Source organism: Streptomyces sp. NPDC054887 (assembly GCF_053610585.1).
Genome location: NZ_JBSGYQ010000010.1, coordinates 122,811 through 145,354 on the forward strand (window position 1 = coordinate 122,811; position 22,544 = coordinate 145,354).

Annotated in this window: 22 protein-coding genes; 10 read left to right on the forward strand and 12 right to left on the reverse strand. The window is 68.7% G+C overall.

Translation table 11 applies throughout. From position 1 onward, the window contains the following. Positions 1-54 precede the first annotated feature (54 nt). From ACWGH0_RS08380 to ACWGH0_RS08410, 7 genes are all read right to left on the reverse strand, one after another. The gene (locus tag ACWGH0_RS08380) at positions 55-729 is read right to left on the reverse strand and encodes a GntR family transcriptional regulator (RefSeq protein ID WP_453403370.1); all 675 of its coding nucleotides are present in this window, start codon (positions 727-729) and stop codon (positions 55-57) included. A 53-nt stretch (positions 730-782) separates the two neighbouring features. Beyond that, positions 783-1,235, reverse strand: a complete 453-nt coding sequence (locus ACWGH0_RS08385; protein WP_453403371.1) for a hypothetical protein — start codon at positions 1,233-1,235, stop codon at positions 783-785. A gap of 95 nt (positions 1,236-1,330) precedes the next feature. Next, complete coding sequence (locus tag ACWGH0_RS08390) at positions 1,331-1,999, reverse strand: response regulator (RefSeq protein WP_453403372.1); 669 nt, start codon at positions 1,997-1,999, stop codon at positions 1,331-1,333. Further along, entirely contained in the window at positions 1,996-3,312 is a 1,317-nt protein-coding gene (locus tag ACWGH0_RS08395) for a sensor histidine kinase (protein WP_453403373.1), read from the reverse strand. The genes ACWGH0_RS08390 and ACWGH0_RS08395 overlap by 4 nt, the downstream gene beginning before the upstream one ends. Next, the gene (locus ACWGH0_RS08400) at positions 3,309-4,535 is read right to left on the reverse strand and encodes an acyltransferase family protein (protein ID WP_453403374.1); all 1,227 of its coding nucleotides are present in this window, start codon (positions 4,533-4,535) and stop codon (positions 3,309-3,311) included. Before ACWGH0_RS08400 ends, ACWGH0_RS08395 begins: the two co-directional genes overlap by 4 nt. After that, complete coding sequence (locus tag ACWGH0_RS08405; RefSeq protein WP_453403375.1) at positions 4,528-5,475, reverse strand: alpha/beta hydrolase; 948 nt, start codon at positions 5,473-5,475, stop codon at positions 4,528-4,530. Before ACWGH0_RS08405 ends, ACWGH0_RS08400 begins: the two co-directional genes overlap by 8 nt. 390 nt (positions 5,476-5,865) lie before the next feature. Continuing rightward, positions 5,866-6,366 carry a MarR family winged helix-turn-helix transcriptional regulator gene (locus ACWGH0_RS08410; protein WP_453403376.1) on the reverse strand — a complete coding sequence of 167 codons (501 nt, stop codon included), beginning with the start codon at positions 6,364-6,366 and terminating at the stop codon, positions 5,866-5,868. Positions 6,367-6,560: 194 nt separating this feature from the next. Here ACWGH0_RS08410 and ACWGH0_RS08415 point away from each other — a divergent pair, with 194 nt between their 5' ends. Further along, on the forward strand, positions 6,561-7,433 hold the full coding sequence (locus ACWGH0_RS08415; protein WP_453403377.1) for an LLM class flavin-dependent oxidoreductase: 873 nt from the start codon (positions 6,561-6,563) through the stop codon (positions 7,431-7,433). Between the two features lie 201 nt (positions 7,434-7,634). Continuing rightward, positions 7,635-8,219 (forward strand): isochorismatase family protein, encoded by a 585-nt coding sequence (locus ACWGH0_RS08420; RefSeq protein WP_453403378.1) that lies wholly within the window; start codon positions 7,635-7,637, stop codon positions 8,217-8,219. Positions 8,220-8,681: 462 nt separating this feature from the next. Here the strand turns inward: ACWGH0_RS08420 and ACWGH0_RS08425 are convergent, their stop codons facing one another. Further along, entirely contained in the window at positions 8,682-10,007 is a 1,326-nt protein-coding gene (locus tag ACWGH0_RS08425; protein ID WP_453403379.1) for a helix-turn-helix domain-containing protein, read from the reverse strand. A 177-nt stretch (positions 10,008-10,184) separates the two neighbouring features. On the opposite strand from ACWGH0_RS08425, the gene ACWGH0_RS08430 reads away from it, so the two are divergent. The 5 genes from ACWGH0_RS08430 (at position 10,185) to ACWGH0_RS08450 (ending at position 15,031) form a co-directional block, all read left to right on the forward strand. Further along, positions 10,185-11,174, forward strand: a complete 990-nt coding sequence (locus tag ACWGH0_RS08430) for a Gfo/Idh/MocA family protein (protein ID WP_453403380.1) — start codon at positions 10,185-10,187, stop codon at positions 11,172-11,174. Then, a complete protein-coding gene (locus ACWGH0_RS08435) occupies positions 11,171-12,424 on the forward strand; it encodes a DegT/DnrJ/EryC1/StrS family aminotransferase (protein WP_453403381.1) in 1,254 nt (417 codons plus the stop codon). Before ACWGH0_RS08430 ends, ACWGH0_RS08435 begins: the two co-directional genes overlap by 4 nt. Further along, positions 12,421-12,858: an NUDIX hydrolase gene (locus tag ACWGH0_RS08440; RefSeq protein WP_453403382.1), complete on the forward strand. Its 438-nt coding sequence runs from the start codon at positions 12,421-12,423 to the stop codon at positions 12,856-12,858. Before ACWGH0_RS08435 ends, ACWGH0_RS08440 begins: the two co-directional genes overlap by 4 nt. A 463-nt stretch (positions 12,859-13,321) precedes the next feature. Continuing rightward, complete coding sequence (locus ACWGH0_RS08445; protein WP_453403383.1) at positions 13,322-14,314, forward strand: AraC-like ligand-binding domain-containing protein; 993 nt, start codon at positions 13,322-13,324, stop codon at positions 14,312-14,314. Positions 14,315-14,590: 276 nt separating this feature from the next. Then, entirely contained in the window at positions 14,591-15,031 is a 441-nt protein-coding gene (locus tag ACWGH0_RS08450) for a hypothetical protein (RefSeq protein WP_453403396.1), read from the forward strand. Positions 15,032-15,814: 783 nt separating this feature from the next. Here ACWGH0_RS08450 and ACWGH0_RS08455 read toward each other — a convergent pair. Then, positions 15,815-16,453, reverse strand: a complete 639-nt coding sequence (locus tag ACWGH0_RS08455; protein WP_453403384.1) for a hypothetical protein — start codon at positions 16,451-16,453, stop codon at positions 15,815-15,817. A 681-nt stretch (positions 16,454-17,134) separates the two neighbouring features. Here ACWGH0_RS08455 and ACWGH0_RS08460 point away from each other — a divergent pair. Then, on the forward strand, positions 17,135-17,611 hold the full coding sequence (locus ACWGH0_RS08460) for a lamin tail domain-containing protein (RefSeq protein ID WP_453403385.1): 477 nt from the start codon (positions 17,135-17,137) through the stop codon (positions 17,609-17,611). A gap of 131 nt (positions 17,612-17,742) precedes the next feature. Further along, positions 17,743-18,159, forward strand: coding sequence for a DUF3592 domain-containing protein (locus ACWGH0_RS08465; RefSeq protein ID WP_453403386.1), 417 nt, complete (start codon positions 17,743-17,745; stop codon positions 18,157-18,159). 202 nt (positions 18,160-18,361) lie between these two features. Here ACWGH0_RS08465 and ACWGH0_RS08470 read toward each other — a convergent pair whose 3' ends face one another. Then, on the reverse strand, positions 18,362-18,574 hold the full coding sequence (locus ACWGH0_RS08470) for a DUF6207 family protein (protein WP_453403387.1): 213 nt from the start codon (positions 18,572-18,574) through the stop codon (positions 18,362-18,364). A 241-nt stretch (positions 18,575-18,815) separates the two neighbouring features. Here ACWGH0_RS08470 and ACWGH0_RS08475 point away from each other — a divergent pair, with 241 nt between their 5' ends. Further along, the gene (locus tag ACWGH0_RS08475; protein WP_453403388.1) at positions 18,816-19,475 is read left to right on the forward strand and encodes an HNH endonuclease family protein; all 660 of its coding nucleotides are present in this window, start codon (positions 18,816-18,818) and stop codon (positions 19,473-19,475) included. Positions 19,476-19,689: 214 nt separating this feature from the next. On the opposite strand, the gene ACWGH0_RS08480 is transcribed toward ACWGH0_RS08475, so the two are convergent. Further along, the gene (locus tag ACWGH0_RS08480) at positions 19,690-20,523 is read right to left on the reverse strand and encodes a hypothetical protein (RefSeq protein ID WP_453403389.1); all 834 of its coding nucleotides are present in this window, start codon (positions 20,521-20,523) and stop codon (positions 19,690-19,692) included. 10 nt (positions 20,524-20,533) lie between these two features. Then, positions 20,534-20,776, reverse strand: a complete 243-nt coding sequence (locus ACWGH0_RS08485; protein WP_453403390.1) for a hypothetical protein — start codon at positions 20,774-20,776, stop codon at positions 20,534-20,536. Positions 20,777-22,544 lie beyond the last annotated feature (1,768 nt).

A 22,544-nucleotide genomic window follows, 5' to 3' on the forward strand; every position in this document is an offset into this window, starting at 1 on the left:
GCGGGCGGGCCGAGCACGTCTCACCGGCCCCGGTCCTGACGTGCGCGGCAGTGGTCAGGTGGTGGTGTGGGCGAGGTGGTGGTCGATGCGTGCCCAGTGCTCGTCCAGGTGGTGGAGGGCTTGTCGCCGGTTGCCTGTGGCGCAGGCCGTGAGGAGGGCGTGCCAGTCGGCGTCGTGGACAGTGGCGGTGGGCAGGTGGAGATGGTGTGCTCGTTGCCATACGGGCTTCAGGTGGGTGACGGCGTCGTACAGGGGCCGGTTGGCGCAGGCCAGGACGAAGGTGTCCCACAGGGCCAGCTCGTTGGCGAGGGCCTCGGCGGCGTCGCGGCGAGTGGTGGCCCGCGCGTGTGCAGTGGCGCAGTTGCGCAGCGCTTGGAGACGATCCTCCGGCAGGGGCCACGGGAGGGTGGTCAGGGCGGTGCGGTACAGGCCGTGCAGGACGGTGGCGGTGTGCCGACTTTCGGCGGTGTCGATGCTCGTCACGCGCGCGGTGTCAGGGCCGGTGTATTCGACCAGCCGCTGATAGTCGAGCATGAGCAGGGCTTCTCGTACGCGGGCCTGGGGAACCTGGAGCCGCTGGGCGGTTGGTGCCTCGTCCAGGGCGGTGCCCGGGGGCAGCGCCCCGTTGACGATCTCTGTGAGCAGGGTTTCGTGGGTGCGCACGCGTAGGGCGTGGGGATCGTCGAAACCGTGGCGCAGGGACAGGGGAGTGCGTGCTTCGTAAGTCATCGCGTCCTCATGAGGGGGTGGGTCGATCGCTCGTAAACGGGTGCGTGGCAGGTTCAGGTTGGTGGCCGGTGCAGCAGGAAGCGGTGGCTGTCTTCCGATTCGTAGTAGGCCAGCACGCCGGGGATGCAGGAGACGAAGGCACCGTAGCTGTGGCCCACGGTGGTCTCGAGTGCCTCTTGTAGTGGCTTTTCGCCGGTTTCGGAGGAGGAGCGGCTGATGACGACGGCTGTCGCCGGTGCTCCCGCTGTGCGAAGCACCGCCCGCACCGCAGTGACGTTCTGTTCGTGAGGGGCCAGCGGTCTCGCCCATTGTTCGTCGAGGTGGGCGCAGATGTTGTGGGGCAGTTCGCGGGAGAGTTTCTGCCGCTTTCGCGGGCTGGTCAGCTGGGAGAGCCGGTCGCGCCGGGGTCGGAGGATAAAGGCGCGGATCAGGTGCTGGGCGTGTGGGGTGACGGGGTCGGTGTGCAGGTCGTCGTGGTTGCCTGATGCCTTTTCGTGGATGGGCATGGGTGTCTTCCGTTGGTTTGCCGCGCGGCGGGGGATCGGGGGCTGTGGGGGGCCGTTGCGGCCGGTGTGGTGCCCGGTGTCTGTCGGAGTTGGGTTCAGTAGCCGGTGGGTCGGACGAGTCCGGTTTCGTAGGCGAAGACGGCTGCCTGGGTGCGGTCGCGCAGGTGGAGTTTGTCGAGGATGCGGCTGACGTGGGTCTTGATGGTCTGTTCGGCCACGACGAGCTGGGAGGCGATCTCGGCGTTCGACAGGCCCTGAGCGACCAGCGCCAGTACTTCGGTTTCGCGTTCGGTCAGGTTCGCGACGCGCTCCTTCACCAGGGCTTGTGGCGTGTGGATGCGGGTGAACTCGGTGATGAGGCGTTTGGTGATGTTGGGTGCCAGGAGTGCGTCCCCGGCGGCGACGACGCGGACGGCTTCGGCGAGCTGCTGTGCGGAGGCGTCTTTGAGGAGGAAGCCGGAGGCGCCGGCGCGCAAGGCTTCGTAGACGTATTCGTCGAGGTCGAAGGTGGTCAGGACGAGGATCCTGGTGTCGCCGGCGGGGTGGGCGGTGATGCGGCTGGTGGCTTCGATGCCGCTGGCGCCGGGCATGCGGATGTCCATCAGGACGACGTCGGGTCGCAGTTCACCGGCCTTGGTCACGGCGTCGTTGCCGTCGACGGCTTGGCCGACGACGTCGATGTCGGGCTCGGCGCCCAGGAGGACGGTGAAGCCCTGGCGGACCATCATCTGGTCGTCGGCGATCAGTACGCGGATTGGGGTCATGCGGGTCTTCCTGTCGGGGGAGTGCCGTCGTCGGGGGTGGGGAGCAGAGCGCTGAGAGGCAGGCGGGCGGTGACTCGGTATCCGCCGTCGGGGGTCGGCCCTGTGGTGAGGTCGCCGCCGAGCATGGTGACCCGCTCACGCATGCCGAGCAGGCCGTGCCCGGCGCCGGGAGAGGAGGCAGCAGGCCGGGCCGGGGCCGTGTTGGTGACGTCGATCCTCAGGCCCCCCGGCCTGTGCTGGAGCTGAACATCGACGTGCGAACCGGGCGCGTGGCGCAGGCAGTTGCTCAGAGCCTCCTGCACGATGCGGTACACGGACAGCTCCGCTCCGGGCGCGAGCGGCCGCGGCGGCCGGCCCGTCGTCTGCGTAGTGACAGACAGGCCGGCTGCGCGGACGTTGTCGACCAGCGTGCCGAGGTCGGCCAGGGTGGGCTGGGGAGTGCGTCCGGTGTGCGGGTCGGGGGCCTCCTCGGTCCGCAGCACACCCAGAACACGACGTAGCTCGGTGAGCGCGTCCAGCGCGTTGTTCCGGATCCCGGCCAGGTTCTCCTTCAGCTCCGGTGGGTTGTCGAGGAGGTGAGGCGCTACTTGTGCCTGGATGGAGATCACGGACATGTGGTGGGCCACCACGTCGTGCAGCTCCCGGGCGATCCGGCCCCGCTCCTCGAGCAGGGTGCGCTGGGCACGCTCCTCGGCGGTCAGGCCGGCCTGCGCCTCCAGCCTCACCTGGGTCTCTCGCTGCCCGCGCAGCGTGATGCCGAGCAGCACGACCACGGAGAAGAGGACCAGGGCCAGCACGGTGGTGGAGCGGTGAGCGGCTCCACCACCGGTGATTAGTTGGATCCCGCCGGGCAGGAGGACGGACAGGGCGAGGGCCTCGCAGGCCGCGCGGGTGCGCACGCGCAGCGCGAGCAGCAGGAGGATGGCGGCGTGGGCGCACAGTTCGGGGATGCTCCAGGGCCATGGGGTGTTCCACAGCAGGTACGGTGCGCTGGCCGCGGCGGCGATAGAGCATCCTGCCAGGGACAGCCACCAGGCGAGCACGGGGCGGGCCAGGGCGAGGAGCAGCGCGCCGCCTTGCAGCAGGGCAAGCAGGACGCCGTACCCCAGACCCAACTCGTTGCGGTGGCCCAGCTGGTCGCTGTCGGCAATGACCACCACGACAGCCGCCACGGTGATCAGGACGTGGGGCAGCCTGCTCAAACGCCGGGGCAGGCCGAGGGGCGGCAGCGGGTCGGCCCTGAGGACCAGCAGGTCCTCGTGTATCCCTCGCACGGCGCTGATCACTTTGGTCTGGTCTCGTTGGTCAATCATGTCTCATCCGGCGATCGTCGGTCGGGGGTCATGGTCGTGGAGCGCGAGGCAGCCCGTGTGGCTGCGGCCGGTCGCGAGCGGGTCAGGGGAGACCGACGCGGCGGCCCGGGCCGGTGTTCGTGGGCGCGGAAGGCCAACCAGCACACCAAGAGCGCGGTGGCGAACACGGGCAGCCAGAGCAGCCGCCCCACCACCCACCCCGGACCGTCGGGCACCGTGTGCAGGCCGGGCATGGGTGCTCCCCACAGCAGTGCGGTGGCGGTGACGGCCATCATCGCGGTCTGGTGCCACAGGAAGACGGTCATGGCCGACAGGTTGGCCAGCGCGACCGCCGCCCAGGCCGCCGGTCGCCGCATCAACCGCGCCAGCCGGTCTCGTGCCAGCAGAGCGAGAGCGCACTGGGCGAGTCCGAACGTGACGACGGCCAAGGTGGGGGGATTGAGGTTGGAGATCCTCTCGCCGTCGACGCCCACCATGCTGGCCGGGTAGCCGCACCATCCGACGAGCAGGGCTGCCGACAGGCCGGCGCTGGCCAACAGTGCAACCAGCGGAGCGCGTCGGGTGAACGCGCCGCGGGCCCAGGCCGCTCCCAGGCAGTAGGGGACCAGCCACCCGGCGGCCAGGTTGATCCAGCCGAGCCAGGCAGGGGCATCGAACCCGAAGCGCCCGAGGTCCACCAGGGCGACGACGGCCAGCGGCCACAGTGGGCTGAGACCGGCGACCACCGGCGTCAGAGTCGTCAGCAGCGCGAACACCACCAGGAACCACAGCGGCGACAGGGCCAGCTTCAGGAGCGTGCGGGCCGTCTCCACGGCCGCCCCCAGGACCAGCATGGCGACGACGGCGACCGTCCACCAGCACACGAGTACGGCGGTCGGTCTGAACAGGCGCCGCACTCTCCGGGACAGCCACCGCGCATAGCGCTCCCCCCGGGCGCGGGCCGACAGGTAGCTGGTGGCGCCGGCGTGGCCTCCGACGAGGAAGAACACCGCCAGGGTCTGCAGGAGCCAGGAGATGGGAGCCAGTTGGGGCATGTGCTGCAGCGGGCTGGTGGAGCTCAGCGCACCGTCGGCGGTGGTCAGCGCCGTGACCAGCCAGTGGCCCAGGACGACTCCGAGGATCGCGAGAGCCCTCAGCGCGTCGACCGCCCGGTCGCGATCGGGCGGCGTGCCCTCTTCGATCCTTCCCGTCAGCCGCGCAAGACGTATGCCGAGCTCAGGCACCGGCCGCCTCCGTGGAGGAGCCGAGGACGATCCGGGCGAGGCTCCGCAGGGATACGGAATCGGGCCGCAAGTAGCCGCTGTGGTCGGCGTCGCCCGCCGCGAACGGCCGGGCGCCGAAGGCGGGGTCTGCCGGGTCGGCACCGAAACCGACCTCCGTATCCAGGAAGGCAATGCTGGTGTGCGGCACGTTCGCGATCCAGTCGCCGCTGCCCCGGCCGGCCCAGACGCGGGCCGAGGTGCGCAGTTCGGCCGCGTTCGCGCGACCCGCGCCGGGGCTCCCGTACAGGACGATGTCGGCGACCTGCAGTCCCGATGCCGCCCTGCCACACACCACCGAACCGTAGGAGTGGCACAGCAACGACACCCGCGCCCCGGGGCGGCCGGCGCCGTGCAACTCCGCGACAAAGGTGCGCAGAGCGCGGGCGGCCTCGTCGGCCCGGCCGGTGGTCAGCACCTCGGGACTGACCGTCCCGGGGGTGTCGTAGCCGAGCCAGGTGATCACCGCTGCGCGGGAGCCGAGCTCGCGGTGCAGGGCACCGGCCCCGGCGCTGAACCGGCTGTAGGTGTCCAGGCCGGTGTCCGACCCCGGCACCAGCACCGCTATTCGGTCGGCTGCAGCGAGGTCACCGAACACCTCGACGGCCCGCCCGGCGCCTCGTCCGTCGAAGGACAGGAAGTGACGCCCAGGACCCGCCAGGGCGGAAAGCCGGCCGGCCCTGCCGGTGCGTCCGTACTGCTGAGCCATGCGCGCTGCCCGGACGATGTTGTCGTGGTTGGCCTCGTAACGGGAGTTCAGAGTCTGCGCGGATACCGGCGCCAGTACGGCGGGCGCCGGCGCTGGGACACTGGGCCGGGCAGCGGCCGAGACGGGAATGACCACCGCGGCGGTCACCAGAGCGGCGAGCATGGTCCGGCGGAAGCGTCCGGCACGGGGCGTCATCAAAATCCTCATTCGTTCCACAACCTGCGGGGCTGGAACCGAAGCTATGGATCACAGCTGGTGGTCGGCATCACTCCGCAGAGCCGCTTCCTCGCGTAGCTCTGACGTAGGGGGTATCCCGACCGACGACTGGCCCGCCGGTCCGAGCGACAGGGCTGCCTCATGCTGGTGAAGCTGCGGCCGCTGCCTGCCGTCGCCCAACGACGGCAGGCAGCGGCATGTCGAAAACGTGGCAGTGGCCGGTGGCGACGGTGCCAGCCCCAGGTCAAGCCGCCGCACCCCCGCTCTCGTCATCAGCAGCCAGAAGGCCAACTGGCACTCGCCGCGGTCCGGGGAGTAACTGCCAACAATGCGGCGATACGGGCGGACGGTACTTGTCGGCCGTCGGCCTCAGGCAGTCGGTGACTGAGAAGCGCCGGATTGCCCGGCGGCCAGGTTCTGCGCGAATCGGTTCAGGACCTTCATGGCGGTGGCTTGCTCCTCGGGCGTCATGTCGGCGACGGTGAGCGCCTCGAGTTCCCGCCAGGCGGCCTCCACCTGAGCGCGCAGCGCCTGCCCGGCGCGGGTGGCGGAGACGAGTACGACCCGCCGGTCCATCTCCGCCCGTCGGCGGGTGACGAAGCCGGCCTGTTCCATGCGCTGCAGCATCTTCGTCACCGTGGAGGAGTCCAGCCCAAGGACCTTGATCAGGTCGGACTGGCGCTGCTCGCCGTGCTCCCACAGCTGCATCATCAGCACCTCCTGCCCCGGATACAGGCCGGTGGCGCGCAGCAGGGCACCCGCGGCGATGCGGTGGAGGCGGGCGGTACGGAAGATCTCCTCGCTGACCGGAGCACCGACAACCTTCGGAACCGGGTCTTCGGGGGAGGCGGGTTCCGGTACTGCTGGCACTGCCACAGGGTCTCCTTCATCGGCGTTTCACGCTCATTGCGCAGCGGTGTCACTCTTCGAGTGGACGCGGCATCAAGGTTACTCTCTTGCCGACCAACCAATTGTAGGCCCGTGACGCACAGACCGGCTCACCCGCCGCGTTCAGGACCGGCGTGGGCTGGTACGTGAGGACGGGTGTGACGACAAGGAGGCTCATGACGCTGCCCGTGCTGTTCGGGGCGAACATCGACCCCCTCTGGAGCGATGCAGGTGGCCCGCTGAGGCTGGCGCTGCAGGCCGAGCGAGACGGCCTGGAGCTGATCACGGTCCAGGACCATCCCTACCAGGCCGCCTTCTACGACATGTGGACCCTGATGTCCTTCCTGGCCGCCCGTACGGAGCGGGTGGTGTTCGTGCCGGCCGTGGTCAACCTGCCGCTGCGCCCACCGGCGATGCTGGCGAAGGCCGCCGCCAGCTTCGACCTGCTGTCCGGTGGGCGCCTGCGCCTCGGCCTGGGCACCGGGGCCTTCTGGGAAGCGATCGTCGCGATGGGCGGCCCCCGCCGCGGCAAGAAGGAGGCGGTCGACGCGCTCGCCGAGGCCATGGAGGTGATCCGCGCGATGTGGAGCGGGCACCGCTCCGCCCGGGCCGGCGGCGCCCACTACAAGGTGGCCGGCATCCATCCCGGCCCCACCCCCTCGGCTGATCTCGGGATCTGGCTGGGCGCCTACGGGCCCAGGATGCTCGCCCTGACCGGACAGAAGGCCGACGGGTGGCTGCCCACCCTGTCCTACCTCCCCCCTGACCGCCTGGGTGAAGCGATCACCCGCATCGACGACGCCGCACACCAGGCCGGTCGCGACCCTGCCGCCATCCGCAAGGTCTACAACCTAGGCGGACTGATCACCCCGGCGCCAAAGGGGCCGTTCCACGGTCCGGCGCACCAATGGGTGCAAGAGATCACCGGTCTGGTCCGCGACCGGGGGATGAACGGCTTCGTGTACTGGCCCGACCAGGACCACCAGCGCCAACTGGCGCTCTTCGCCCACGAAGTCGTCCCCGCCGTCCGCCAGAACCTGACCCTCTGATCACAGCAGCCGCCGACGTCAGCCAAGGCCGACTGGTGAGGACAAGAAATCTCCGGGCTTGGGAATCGCCGCTTCCGGGCGTACGTTGGACGAGAAAGATTGGCCGACCAGATAACTGGGTGTTATACCCATTTCGGCCGCCCTGGGTGTAGCTCGAAGGTGAGCAGCACTACCCGCACCAACCCCGCTAGGAGAGTCACCGTGTCCGAGCAGACCTTTACCCCCGAGAACACCGCGATGCTGTTGATCGACCACCAGGTCGGCACCATGGGATGGGTACGCTCCATCGGCTTCGAAGAGCTCAAGGCCAACGCCCTGGCCCTGGCCAAGGCCGCCAAGGCCCTCGACATCCCCCTCGTCCTGACGTCCTCGATGGAGAGCTACGCCCAGGGCCCGCTGCTGTCCGAGCTCGAGGAAATCGCCCCCCAGGAGCACGCCGCCCGCGTCCAGCGCCAGGGCGTCGTCAACGCGCTGGACGACGAGAACTTCGCCGCCGCAGTCAAGGTCACTGGAAAGCGCAACCTGATCATCGCCGGTGTCACCAACGACGTCTGCACCGTCTTCCCCACCCTCACCGCCCTCAGCGACGGTTACCAGGTCCAGGTCGTCGCCGACGCCGGCGGCTCACCCACCGCCATGGCCGACCAGGTCGCCCTGCGCCGCATGGAGAACGGCGGAGCCACCATCACCTCCACCAACCAGCTCCTGGCCGAACTCGCCCAGTCCTGGACCGGCCCCAACGGGGAGAAGATCCTTCCCATCGTCGCCGGCCTGATGCCGCAGTAACACCCGCGCCTACCGCCCGGAGCGCCCGCTCCTGCCCGGACCGGTGGTCCGGGCAGAAGCCACTCCCGGCACACCCCGCCTGACCGCACCGGCGCCCTCAGAACGCCCTGACCTTCAGCCAGCTGCTGCCGGAGCTCACTGAGATTCTTCGTGGATGTGTGGGCCTCGCGTTCAACGTTGTCTTCGACCGCAATTGCTTCGAACGGGAAGTGCGCGCCGTCATCAGGCCCTCACCAGCGTTGGCCCAGCTGGGAGCCGAACACCCGACCCTCCGGAACTGGAGACATCCTGCCGCTGGGGAAGACGCCATGGAGCCGTACTCGGTCTGGCGAGGCCTGTGGCGCGCTGATCGCGGGACATACCGGCTCCAGAGGGTCGGTGGGGCTCATGACGCGGTCGGAGACTGCCTGGCCATGCTTCAGCGGATCGAGGAGATGGCGAAGGGCGCACCCCCGGGCTTTCTCAGGCAGTCCGGAGTCGTTCGAGGAACTCGGGGACACCGTCCACCTTCCGGTAGGGCTTAAAGGCGGGGGCGAGTCCGCGGACCAGAGTGACGCATCGGTCGGCGCCGATGCGGGTGGCGAGGTCGAGTGACTCGGTGCTGACGACGAGGGCCTGTTCGACCTCGCGGGCCTGGAGGAGGCTGCGTGCCTCGTAGGTGCGGAAAACGCCACGCGTCTTGTCCCGTGCCCGGGGAAGCAGGGACAGGCCCTCGTCAATACTGGCTCGGGCCTCCTCGGTACGGCCGAGGTCCAGGAGGCACTGGCCGGAGTCCACGGCCAGGTCCGCCGTGCTCATCCACCGGCACCAGCCCGGTGCCGGGTCGGCCGCGTCGGTCAGCAGGGCGGTCTCGGCTGCGGCGAGGTCGCGGTGGCAGTCGGCGGCGGCCCCAAGAGCGGCGTGGGCTCGTGCCCTGCGCAGGTGCAGCAGCGAGCGGGCGGTGGGGTGCCTCGTGTGGATCAGGGCCTGGCTCAGGGGTTCTACGGCGGATCCGGGCTGGCTGAGCCAGATCGACTGGTAGGCGAAGTCGGACAGGACCCCGGCCCCGAGGTCCCGGTCGCGGGCGGTGTGCGCGTTCGTGAGGGCCGCGTTCCACAGCTTGCCGGCCGCGTGGTGCTCGCCTTGGTCGAAGCGGTACCAGCCGCAGGTGCTGGAGAGGGAGGCCGCCAGGCGGTGCAGGCGGCGGCCGGTGGCCTCGCTGTAGCGGGCGCCTTCGAGGAGGTCGGTCACGGTGGTGAGGTGGGCGTCCATCAGCTTGATGGTGTGCTGGCGCTGCTCGGTCGGCAGGGCGGTCAGTTGGGTGCTGGTGTCCTCCAGCCAGTCCACGAGCTTGTCATCGACGCGGTTCCCGCCGAGTGCGGTGGTGAGGCGGTCGGGTTCGAGCGCGGCCCACTGGGAGGCCAGCCCGGCAAGGGCGAGCGCGCTGTAGGTCAGGAAGGTACGGCGTTCGCGGTTCATCGCGGCTCTCTGTGCATCTCGAAGTGCTTGGACGGTGTACGCCGCCCCGAGCGGCACCGGGTCGTCCCGGCCCGGGAGCCAGTGGGGCCACGGGTACCGCTCCAGGTCGGAGATGGGCACGTCGAAGGCGTCCGCGATCAGGAGCTGGGATTCGATGCTCGGCGTCTTGCGGCCGTTCTCCCACTTGCTGACGGCCGCCTTGTCGGTGCCCGAGCGAAGACCCTCCGGCCGCATCGCGGCAGCGCGGTGCAAGCGCTCTACGAGGTCGCTCTGGGACCAGCCGCGTAAGAGGCGGGCGTAGGCGAGGGGGTGCCGAATCGGGTCGTCCACGGGAGTAATCCCATCATCGACGGTGACGGCCAGGCTACCGCGCGTACGGGCGGGACAACCCCGGGACAACAGTGAACGCCTATGGCTGGACGCCGAGTTGGGGCTGTACTCGTCGTTCCTCGACACGTTCCTCCCGAAGTGGGACACGTTCCTCCCCGAAGTGGAAGGCGAACGCGCATGAAACGACGCGCTGCGATCATCGGCCTGGGCCACCAGGCCGCCGAGGATCACCTGCCCGGCCTGCTCGGCTCCAGCCGGGCCGAACTCGTCGCGGTATGTGACAACAACCCAGACATCCTGCACGAGCGAGCGGACACTCTGGGAGTGCCCGGTTTCACCCGGGCAAGTGACCTCCTGGCCGAGACGGCCCCGGACTTCGCGATCGTCGCCGTCCCCCACCACGCCGGACGCGCGGTGATCGAGGAGTGCGCCGCCGCCGGCGTCCACGTCCTCAAGGAAAAGCCGTTCGCCACCTCCGTCGAGGAGGCACGTGCACTGGCCGGTACCTGCCACGACGGGCGGGTGGAGCTGATGGTGACGCTCCAGCGCCGGTTCAACCCCATCTACACCAGCGTGGCCGGAATGCTGGACCAGATCGGCACCGCGTTCCTGGTCGGCGGGCACTATTCGTTCCACACGCCCAACCCCGGCGCCGGATGGCGCGGGGACCTCAAGCAGGCCGGTGGCGGCTGCATCATCGACATGGGCTACCACCTGATCGACCTGCTGCTGTGGTACTTCGGCCTGCCCAGCCGGGTCATCGCGGAGTTCTCCACCACCGCCCTTCCCGAAGGCGGGTACGACGCGGAGGACACCGCCGTCGTCCAGCTCGGGTACGACTCCGGCCTGTACGGATCGCTCGTCCTGTCCCGCTGGATGGCGCCGAAGACGGAGTTCCTGCGGGTCGTCGGGACGGCCGGCTCGGTGGTGTTGACCAAGGGATCGGTCCAGCGGCTCGACCTGGACGGCACGGTCGTGGAGGAGCTGACCCGCCCGTACGCCCCCAGCGTCGCCACCGCCCAGATCGACTACTTCTGCCGGGTCCTGGACGGAGAACGGCGCAACGTCTCCGGCCCCGAACAGCACCTGGCCCACGCCGCGTTCATCGCATCCTGCTACGAGTCCAAGACGGCAGGCCGCTACATCGACCCCAAGGAGATGCTGTGACCAGCCCCCTCGCCCTCCTCGGCGGCACCCCGGCCGTCACCAACGGTGGCCCTCACTTCACCTGGCCGCCGATCGACGACATCACCCGCGCGAAGGTGCTCGACCAGTTGGACTCGGCAGTCTCCATCCCCGGCCGGTCCGGGATCGTCGCGGACCTGGAGGACGCTCTCCAGGACTACTTCGGCGCACGGCACGCGATCACCACCAGCTCCGGCACCGCGGCCCTGCACGCCGCTTACTGGGCCGCCCGCATCCGGCCCGGCAACGAGGTCATCGTCCCCGCCTGGACCTTCCACGCCACCGCCTCGCCGCTGTTCCAGCTCGGCGCGGTCCCGGTCCTGTGCGAGACGCTCCCGGACGGCAACATCGACCCCGCCCGGGTGGCTGAGCTGGTCACCTCCCACACCCGCGCCATCATGGTCACCCACCTGTGGGGCAAGCCCGCCGACATGACCGACCTCGCCGCGCTGGCCAAGGACCGCGACCTCGCTCTGCTGGAGGACGGCTCACACGCCCACGGAGCCAGCCACGGCGGGCAGAAGGTCGGCACCTTCGGTCTGGCAGGGGCCTTCTCCCTCAACGGTCCCAAGCCCCTGTCCGGCGGTGAGGGCGGCTTCGTCCTCACCGACGACGACGACACCTACTACCGGATCCTGACCTTCGCGCACTACAACAAGCGGGCCAGGAACGAGATCCCGGACGACCATCCGCTCGCGCGGTACGCGGTCACCGGGGCTGGCCTTAAGCTCCGCATCCACCCCCTGGCCGCAGCTCTCGCCCACGACCAGCTCACCCGCCTGGACGCCTACCTCGCCGGCCGCGAGGAGATCGCCGCCTACCTGACTCGCGAGCTCGGCCAGATACCCGGGATGGCAGTCACGCCCATGCCCGAGGGGGTGAAGTCGTCCTGGTACGCGTTGACGGCCAGCTACCGGCCCGACCAGCTTGGCGGCCTGTCCATCGACCGCTTCCACCAGGCCATCGTCGCGGAGGGCGCGACCGAGTTCGACCTGCCCGGCTCCACCCGCCCCCTGAACCAGCTCCCGCTATACCAGCTCCCCTCGCACCTCTTCCCCGGCTACCCGAACACCCGCAGCCGCTACCAGCCCGGCGACTTCCCCGTCGCCGAGAAGGCGCACACGCACACGATCAAGCTGCCCGTCTGGCACCGTGAACAGGATCTGGAACTGGCCGAGCAGTACGTCAGCGCGGCCAGGAAGGCCAGCGAACACCACAAGGAGCTTCTGTGACTGTGACCTCCGACCTCGCCCGAACACTGGCAGAGGAGGCCGAAGCCGAAGGCATCACTACTTTCGTAGCTGCGGCCGTCGTCACCGACGCCGACCGCATCCTCTTGGTACGCCGCAAGCCGGACGACTTCATGGGCGGCCTGTGGGAGATCCCATCCGGGCACGTGGACGTCGGGGAGACCATCCTGGACGCGGCTCGCCGCGAGACGCGGGAGGAGACCGGTCTTACCGTCTCCTCCGTGGACCGCTACCTCGGGCACTTTGACTACGAGAACAGCCGCGGCACCATCACCCGCCAGTTCAACTTCGCCGTCACCGTTGCCGAGACCGGGCCGGTCATCCTGACCGAACACGACCTGCACCAGTGGGCGGCCTCGACCGGTGACCTGCCGGGCGTCACCGACGGCGTACGAACGGTTCTGGCCAGCGCGTAGGAACCACGGTGCCCCTCCCGTTCGGCCCGCCCCTCCCAGAGACGAGGGACGGGCCGTCTGGGGTCATCCAGGCGGCGGCCCAACTGTCTGTAGGACCACGAGGGTGCCCTGCCGGGCGAGCTCGGCCCGCATACGCTGGTTGTCGAGGGAGAGGCCCTGAATGCGCTGGGCACGCCCACGAGCAGGAAGCTGACACCCGCCGGGCCGAAGCGGCGTAGTCATGCCCGGCCTGCCGCAGATATCCCGCCTGGACCGCCTCCGCGTGGTGGAGGAGTACCAGGCGTACCAGCTGGAGCGGACCCGGACCGGGCCGAGCGCGTATCCGGAAGTATGTGTCTGATAATCGATCATGTGGCGGTAGGGGCGGAGCACGGCTGTGCGAAACCAGTAATGGGCTGGTTCGCTGCCACGTCCAAGGGTGTGGGGGATTCGCATGGGATTGCCGGTTGCGTCGGATGCTGTCGTGGCGCGTGAGGACAGGTTCGATTGGTTTTGCGAGACAGTGTCCAGCGAAGTGATGCCTGTCACGCTCAGCACCCGGCATACGGCTGACTTCCGCGCGAGAATCACGGACTTGGATCTCGGCGTGGTGCGGTTGTCCGCCGTGGCTTGCTCACCGGTGCTCTCGCGCCGCACTTTGGCCCATGTCCGGCGCGGCGATCCCGAGCACTTGCAGCTGGCGCTCATCACACAAGGCGCTTTCAAAATTTCTCAGCGGGGCAGCGAATCGGTGGTCGCAGGGGGACTTGTGCTCACGGACACCTCACGACCGAGTGAGGGGACCTGCACAGGCGGGCAGGTCGAGACGGTCGTGCTCCAGATTCCCCGCCCGGCCCTGGCGCTGCGCCCAGACCGGGTGGACCGCCTCCTCGCACAGAGCATGGCTGCAGACGTGGGGTCAGGGGCAATCTTCGCTGACTTCCTGAAAACGCTGCTGAAACACGGCCCGCGCTGTCGCCCCCAGGAGCTGCGCAGGATGGGGTCCGTCGCCCTCGAATTGGCCACCGCATGTCTGGCGCAGCAGCTCGGTGACCCCGGCGAGGCGCCTGCCGAGGCCCGTGCGCAGGAGACACGCCAGCGGATCTACCGCTTCATCGAGAACAACCTCGGTGACCCGCACCTGACGCCTCAGGTGATCGCTGACCGGCACAACCTGTCCCTGCGGGGCCTCTACGCCCTCTTCGGCGACCAAGACCTGAGCATCGCGGCACGCATCCGTCAAAGCCGGCTGGAGCGCGCCCATGCCGACCTCGCACTCCGGGAACTGAGCGGTCAGCCCGTTCAAGCGATCGCAGCTCGCTGGGGCTTCTCCAGCGCCACCGCGTTCAGCCGGGCCTTCCGCGAAAGCTATGGGGTCACCCCTACCGAACACCGTGCGCTCTCACTGCTCCCCACGGCACGCAGAGCACAGAAACCCTGCACGCCACGCACACCACCGCGCGCTATTCAAGCCTAGATTCACTGGTGCTAAAGACCGTGACATGAGAGGGAACGCGGAGAGGCCGGCATCCGGCCGGCAGGTCGGGTCCTGGTTCGGCGGCGTAGCGGGTTTCGCATCTGTCAAGAAACTTTGCGCTATATAGATATTTGAGCGCCAGGCTGCGCGAGCCATAAATGATCATGCTTGAGTGTTATCCAAAGAGACTTAATTCGCCGAATAGGAGTAGCCGTGATACGTCGTATACGCTCACTTTTCGTACTGGGCTTCGTGGCCAGTTCTTCGCTGGTTGGCATGGGTTCTGCGCAGGCAGCTACGCCCGAAGTCTGCATCGACGCGCATGTGTCCGGAGAAGGCTGGCAGGGGGAGGTTTGCAATTCTCCCGGAGAGTACGGCTACGCCGGGACTGTGGGAGAGAACCGGGCTATTGAGGCGCTGCGAGTCAGGGCGCCGGGCATGGGATCGGTTTGCCTGAACGCCCACCTCCGAAACCGGGGTTGGGTGGGGGAGAGGTGCTTCGTTGCTAACGCGCATCCGATATTCATTGGGACCACGGGGGAGAATCGCCCAATGGAAGCTCTGACCATGAGCGTTTCTAACGGATCCATTATGGGTGCTGCTCACGTTCAGAGTCGAGGCTGGCAGCCCTGGAAGGCTAACAATTTCCTGTACTTCGGCACGGAAGGTAGCGCTCTTAATATGGAGGCCATTGCCGTCCTCCCTAATACCTGGTAATTCCTGTAGGGAAATTTGGAGTCGGCCTGCTTCATATCAGTTTGGGGAAGTGAGCTGACCCCGGTGCCGTCGATGTTCAGGAGGCAGTCGGAGACAGAGTCGAAGGGCGACACCAGCGTCATATCCCTCAACGATGTGTCAGGTGCCGCGCCCATGCGGCGTCCCTTCCTGATGTTCCTTCAGGGCCAGGGCCTGCTCAGGGACACCGGCGATCCGTGGGGAGTGGCGGCCCGCGACACCGACCGGCAGGGCATCGGGATCGGCTGGGAGTAAGGCCGCATCCGCCCGTAGGCGCCGGGAGCGGGACGCGGCGGTCGCCGTGGATGTGCGGCGCACACCGTGCAAAGCGTGCGAGGCCGGGGACGGTGAGCAGTGCCGCACCCAGAAGGGCTGGGTGGCCGAACAACCGCACGTCGGCCGCCGAAGCGAGGCCGAGGCGACGGTCGACGCCCGTCTCGTCTACCTTGACATCAACCCCGTGCGCGACGCCTGACGCCTGACGGGCCAACGGGCGGCGGCCCTGGTCCGGGTCGCGGCCAGACTCTGAGAGGCTCGTGGCCCCCGTCCTGTCGTATGGGGCCACGAGCCCGTGCTTCCTGCGTACCCACCCGCTCGCAGTGGTGCGACTGCGGGCTCGCCTCGGTCAAACCCCCGCCCCGAGGGCATGCTGCACCTTGTGCGGGTCTCGGGCGGGGGGCCGGCATCCTGTGCGTCGTGCGGGAGACAAGGCTGCTGCGGCATGAGGCGGCGCGGCAGTCAGTTACGTAGGTAGCGGATCGTCACTTACCCAATGGGGCCTGACGGGCTTTCATGGTCTGTGGATACCAGTAGGTAGTTGATGTCGACGTCGGTGCCGAAGGCTGTCCCTGCCCTGATGGTGCCGTCGGTCACGTGTCCGTGTGCCTGAAGGATGAGGCGGGCGTTCTGGCGTGCAGTAAGGGACAGGTCGTTGGCACGCAGTTGGGCGAGGGAACGTGAGATGTCGAGCCCGTACTTGACCACCGGGGTCGGCTGGCTGGGCGCGCTGGTGGGATGGGTGAGAAGCAGCAGGCCATAGACCTGCCCTCTGCCGGCGCTGACGGTAGAGGCCTTGGCCAGATCGTCTGCCATGTACCGGCTGTACTTCTCGACCGTTGCCTGCTGCTTGCGCGCGAAGTCGAACGTGTACGCCGCCTTCAGCTCCAGCAGGGCCAGCGGCTCGTGGCTCGCCTCGTCGAGGACGGCCAGATCGGTGCGCCCCCCGGGCTCGGTTGGGACTCCACTCCCGCGCGGTGATGTGTCCTGGCAGCTCGGTGTGCAGCAGCCAAGCCAGGCGGTCGCGGATCGGGTGCTCAGGGCGAGGTAGGCCAGCTCATCGGGAGCGAAGGACGAACATGCCTTCGTGAGGGCCCGTTCGAGCAACTTCGGGGTGATCTCAGCCATGCGGCCATTGTTGCGAGGTAGGCCCAAGCCTGGCCTGGGCGGAGCGTTGCACGTCCCGCCATGGCCGGTGTCCGTGGCGAGGGCAGGATCCGAGAAGAGACGGCCGGCTCAGGGAGCCGCTGGGAATCGGCTGGCCTGTTTGTGCAGCACACGGCCCGTGTGCGTCGTGGCGGAGCGAGTTGGTCGGCTTGTTGCTGGCCGGGGGGAATGGGCATCGGTTTCGGGGGCAGGCGCTGGTCAGGGCGGGCTTCTGCGGTTGTTCCTCCGTCGTTGCAGGAGCCGCCCGTCCTCTTCGTTCGTGCGGTTGTGCGGTGCGTGTGCGGGTGTGCGAAGAAGTGTGCAGAACGCCTGTTACGAAGATCCGGCCCTGCGGGTGGGGTGGTGCGCGGGGTGGCGCGTGGGGTCGTGCGCCGGAGCACGCAAGCGCTTTCCGTTTATGGTTCAACGGGTGGGTGTAGCTGTCAGTGAATGTCAGGCTCACGCCTAACTGTCCATTCATGCGCTATACATGCGCGTGTTACGGAAATGTCCGTAATCGGTAACGTGGTGTCAGTCGTACCCCACGGCCAGCACCTGGGGTCCAGAGTTTGGGTCCTCGGCACCGACAGGGGGGCCGGGACCCGCACCGCACCACCGGCCGCGTTTCGGCTCGTGGTGCACATGATTGAGGGGACATCACTCATGTCTGCATTTTCCGCCCGCCGTCTGGCCGCGTCCGTCCTCGCGGCCGGAGCGATCGTTTCCGCCGCCGCTCTGCCGGCCATGGCCCAGGACCGCGACGAGGACCGGCGCCAGCGCCCGGGCGTCGAGATCAGCGCCGTCCAGGCCAACAGCCCCGGCCCCGACAACCGCTCGAACCGGTCGCTGAACCGTGAGTGGATCGAGATCACCAACAGCCACCGCCGCGCGGTCAACCTGGACGGCTGGACCCTGCGCGACCGTGACGGCAACCGCTACCGCTTCCACGACGTACGCCTCGCCGGCCGCGCGACGGTCCGTATCCACACCGGTGTCGGCCGCGACACCCGCACCGACCTCTACATGGACCGCCACCACTACATGTGGGACAACCGCTCCGACACCGCGACCCTGCGCAACGACCGCGGCCACACCGTGGACACCGAGTCCTGGGGCCGCGGCGGACACCACCGCGGCTGACCCCACCACCCGCACCTGACCACAGGCACAGGGCAGCACAGGCCAGCACGGGGCGGCACGCCAACGGCGCGCCGCCCCCACGTGGTTGCGCCCCATGACGGGCCGCGCCTGCGGTCATCTATGTTGCGGGGGTGACCTCCATAGACATCGTCGCAGGGCTGGGCGCATTGATGTGCGGCTTCGTCACCGTCGCCTGTCTCGCCAGTACGTGGGTTGGCTTTCGCCTCATGGTCCGCGGCAAGCGGATCAACGCCGAGGTGGTCGGCGTTCGTGAGGAGGCGGACACTGACGGGGATCCCCGGTACTTCCTGGTAGTTGCCTTCACACCGCCGGGGGGCGCCCGAATCGAAGCCGAATCCCTCACGGGCAAACCCCACCCGCCCGAACGACGGGGCCCGCGGCAAAAGGTCGGAGTCGTCTACGACCCAGCCCGGCCGACCCGAGTGCACGTCGATGGGTACCCCAAGGGCAGCATCCTCATGGCGCTGCTGGCCGCGGCGGGCAGCGGATCACTGACCGCGATGTGCGTCAGCAGGTTGCTCGCCTGACGGCGCCAGGCCAACTGAGAACACCTGGCACAGCGACTTCACGCATCACCAGCAGTTGAGCGCGGACCGCCGACGCCGCGCGCCAGGACCGAACCGACCAAGCGCGAGAGCCGGTGGCACAAGCGCGCCCAGAGGGCCAGCCATTGGTTTTCAATTTTCCGTCACCGGACCTGCCCCGGGGGACGAAGCGGGGGCGGCACCCTTACATCATCGCGCCTGGGCGTCGGATGTCCGCATAGACACGGGCCTTCACCCCGGGTACGCCGGGCTCGCGGCGTACCGGGGCAACGCCGGAGGTGGCCCACCATTCCCCGAGACTGGCCATGACAGCGTGAACGGTCGCCTCGTCGGCAGCGATGATGTCCAGGACGACGAGGCCGGGCTGCCTGACGTGCTGTTCGTCGATCTTCTCCATACTCCTGGCCGACGCCGCCGCGCCTCCAGCGGTTCGCAGGGCGCCCCTGTCCCACCTGTATGTGTCGTCCGGCCTGCCTGTGCGGCGAGCCGGCTTGTGGCGGATGGCAGGTGGCTCGCTGTCGAAGACGGTGGGTGGCGGGGCTGCGGCATCGTTTCTGCGGTGAACCGCACCACCCGGCCGAGTGAGCAGCCCGAGGTCTTAGGCAACCGGCGGCCCATACAACGCTATCCATACGTTCGTGATCAAGAACCTGCTGCGCGCCGCAACGGCTGTCGCGCTCGCCATCCTGCCCGTCACCATGTCCTCGCCGGCGCACGCCGCCGAGACGCTTCCGCTCAATGTCGCGGTCCACGAGCTCGAGACCGCCGATGAATCCCGCCAGGGCTACATGCGCGACAAGTTCCGCCACTGGAACACCGGCCACAATCCCACGGACGGCTGCCACACCCGCAACGAGGTCCTGATCGCGGAGGCCATCGAGCCCCCAGCCGTCGGACCTGGGTGCAAGCTGACCGGCGGAACCTGGTGGTCGTACTACGACGCGACCACCGTCTTTGGCCCCTCCGGCCTGGACATCGACCACATGGTGCCCCTCGCCGAAGCATGGGACTCCGGCGCATCAGCCTGGACCGCCCAGCGCCGCGAGGCATACGCCAACGACCTGGGCGCCCCGACCTCGCTGGTCGGCGTCACTGCCCGCTCCAACCGCAGCAAGTCCGACCAGGACCCCGCCACCTGGATGCCGCCCGCTGGCGAGGTTCACTGCCAGTACGCCGCGGAATGGACCGCGACCAAGCTGCGCTGGGACCTGGCCGTCGACCCGCAGGAACAAGCGGAGCTGCTCGACCTGGCCGAGCAGTGCCCGACCACGGCGGTCCACTTCGACCGGGTCCCGTAGGACGGAAACGCACCACTCCTGGCTGGGCTCCCGAACCAGGGACGGTGGCGCTGCAGATCAACGGCCCCCTTCAGTCGCGATGGCTCCTTGGAGCTGCCATCTGTCGACCGCCGGGCAGCGACTTGTCCCGCAGGCGCGTGAGGGTTTTCACGTTCACGCAAGCCGAGTTGCGCGAGCGGACCGTGCCCCCCGCGTCTGCCGGGGGCACGTCCGGTCACCTCGGTGTCGGTGAAGGAAGCCTCACCACCGGCAGGGCGGCTGGTGTGGTCGGGCTGGTGGCTGGAGCGTTGGGAGCGGGTAAGAGGGCGTGTAGCATCCGCGCGGCGCGCTTGCGCCATGCCCGCGCGGGCCTGCCGGTGGCGGACCTCGCAGGCACGTCGCCGCCGTCGGCATCTCGCCGTGCCTCTTCGATGCGGTCTTGCTGCGGCATGCCGGTAAGCGTGGGGACGGGTAGCCCTCGCCGGTGGGCGTCGGCCCGAGTCCAGGCCTGCTCCCAGGCCATGGCTTTGGGGGTGCCCGGCTGCACGCCTCCGCATACCTGTACGAAGACCATGAGGAGGTTCTTGGAGGGCATGCGTTTGCCGGAGAGGACGGCGCCGAGGGTGCTGCGCGGCAACAGCCCCAGACCGGCGGCCTGGTCGAGCTCACGCAGGGTTTTGTTCCCGCGGGAGAACCGCATCGCGCGCATGGCGTCGAGTAGTTCGATGGGCTCGCCGATGAACTCGGGGGCGAGCACGGGACGGCGTCGGGCGGCCGGGCTGCCCGGCGCTGCTGCAGCGGTCTCGGCCCTTTTCCATAGCCGCTCAGCCTGCCGTTCGTCCGCGCCGCACACGCGTACGTACGACTCAACGACCTGCCACGCAGGCAGCTTGCGTCCCCGATCGGCGTGGTAAAACCGCAGGTGGGGGACTGGATGATCAGGATCGGTCGTTGCCTTCGCAGCCATCTGGCGGTAGCTCAACCCCGAAAGCTGGCGCCGTGACCGAAGCCACTGCGCCAGCTCGATGACGGGGGCGGGCGTCGCCAGGGCGCTGGTGTTGCACCCCATGACGCCGCCCCTATGCCACACGGACGGTGAAGATCGCCACGGTGCGGCGCAGGAGCTCGACGGCCACCAGACCGCCGACCGCCAGTGTCGCGATGATCGCTTCCAGAGTCTGCCCGGTGACCGCCAGAGCGGCGGTCAGGAGCAGGACCACGATGATGACGACGACGGCCGGGGCCGGCAGCTGAACACTGCCGGCCTCTGCCGGGCCGCCGCCCTGCACGCAAGCGTGCTTGGGGCTGCGCCTCTTCTTCACTTGTGATCTCCTCGATCGTTGCTACTCGACTCGAGGCTCCGTATACGACGATCCTCCAGCCTTGCAGGGCTGGAGGATCCGGAACCTCAGTGCACAGCTTTCTGCCCTCCGCTGAAAGGAGTAAAGAGCACACGAACGCGACTGTTTCATCTCGTCCCAGTTGCCCTCGCTGCCCTCAGGGGCAACGCCCCAGGTCAGTCGGCGTAGGTGCGCACTGGCGTTTCCCGGGCCGAGTGTCTGGTCCAACTCCCTTACTGACCGAGCCCCTTGCTCGTGACGGATGAAACGAACAGGATCTGGGGACAACCGCAGCAGGACACCAGAGCCGGAGGCGGCCCCGGGCCTTGCTGCACAACAACCGGCCGTGAGCGAGCTGAAGGAGGGACCTGACATGGAAGACACACCAAGGTTCGTGGCAGATTCCCACCTCATGCTGGCCAGCGTCGACTTGGAGCCGTATACACAGCGTGCGCCGCACGTCCGGTGCCAACAATCCGCATGGCCTTGCACGATCCTCGGCCCTTTCCGGCTTGCTGGCCTGCGGGAGCCCACCGATGCCTGGCCCGCCCAGGAAGAGCTCGCCGGCCCCCGAAAGCCCGTGAAGCGGAACTCCGCACCTTTCCCGGACCGCATGCTCCCCTGGGGCGACAACGTCATCGCCATCGTGGGGCTCGGCGGATGCTGGAACCCCAACCATCGGGATGGTGGCTGGGATTCCGGCGAGTGTGACGAGGACAGCCCGATGCCGCCCACTGTCCGGCAGCTCCTCTCGTTTGCCCAGCTGCGCCCGCACACCCGTGTGCCTTTGGGCCGCAGGCGTGGGCGCAAGGCGGCGGTGGAGATCGTGGCTGCCGCTGTGGGGCAAGGCCGGGGGATCGCCGACTGGAAGCGCCGTCTCGCCAAGCGTTTCGCGGGCGCTGCCACGGCCGGAACGGTCCGGACGCTGACGACTGGGGGCAGCGGACCGCAGCCCCTAGGTCCTCGGTGTGCTGTCGTCGCAGGCGCAGATGCATCCCCCTCTGCCGAGATCCCATCCGCTGACCACGGGGTGGGGTGGTGGGCGTCTTCGGCGCTGTCGCCGGACAAGAGGGCTCCGTGCCGTGCTGCCTCTGCTGCTCGGAACCAACTGACGCCACGCGTGGTGCATGAGACCGCTGGTCGATGCCACCGCACTCACGAACTGGGTCTGGGGGCAGCCTCCGTTCACCCGAGCGGGAGTGCGAAGATGCCCACGGCCGAGGACTGGCTTGTGAACTCCGTTGCCCGCATCGACACCGAACCGGCCGCCGACATCGTGCGGACGCCATCCCTTGCCCGTGCTCACTCTCCGCCGGTGCCTCAGGCTGCCAGTCTCACACCGCCGCCTCGGCCCAACGTGCCGGGGACCGCGGCGATTCATCGCTCCACCGGTCGTTCGCTGCGCCAGTACTGTTCGGCGCGGACGGCCGAGGGGCGGCCGGCTTGCGTCCAGGCTGTGCATCGGCCTGCCCAGTCGATACGCCCGTATCGCTCGAAGGCCGGTGTGCTGCCCCTTCCTGCCCGAGAGCCTGGCCGCCTGCTGCTGCGGTGTCCTTCGTCCACCTGGCTCTGACGGATTCGCGTAAACCTTTCTCCTGCCGCTGACCTGTGCGGCTTCTTGACGCGGTCTCCCCGGCCGTTGCTACTCGACACAAACAGGGGAACCGGGCATGCCTCGTTGCAGCGAAGCGTGCCCACAGGCGACGCGACGTCGCCACGCAACTTCCGGCGGTTTGCCGGCCCACGGCCC